At 47.7% G+C, this 363-nt stretch carries 1 protein-coding gene; it reads right to left on the bottom strand.

The window, feature by feature from the left end; translation table 11 throughout:
- The coding region (locus tag EYD45_RS16830; RefSeq protein ID WP_207303327.1) for a hypothetical protein at positions 1-363 on the bottom strand (363 nt) is incomplete at both ends.

Genomic DNA, 363 nt, shown 5'->3' with positions numbered 1-363 from the left:
TTATCATCACAGTCATCTGCAGTAGGCGCCGTAAGCGAATACCCAACAGGTTGCTCACAAGCCGTTACCGAAGTGACACTACCGAAGTAGGTATCAGAATCATTATCCACCCCGATGTACCAAGTTTGACCAGGGAACTCATTAGGATCATTATCATCACAGTCATCTGCAGTAGGTGCCGTAAGCGAATACCCAACAGGCTGCTCACAAGCCGTTACTGAAGTGACACTACCGAAGTAGGTATCAGAATCATTATCCACCCCGATGTACCAAGTTTGACCAGGGAACTCATTAGGATCATTATCATCACAGTCATCTGCAGTAGGCGCTGTTAAGCTGTAGCCTACAGGCTGCTCACAAGCC

Source organism: Hyunsoonleella flava, from assembly GCF_004310325.1.
In the GTDB taxonomy this organism is placed as follows: Bacteria; Bacteroidota; Bacteroidia; order Flavobacteriales; family Flavobacteriaceae; genus Jejuia; species Jejuia flava.
Note: the sequence above shows the minus strand (reverse complement) of the source record. Positions and strands in the feature narration are given on the sequence as shown.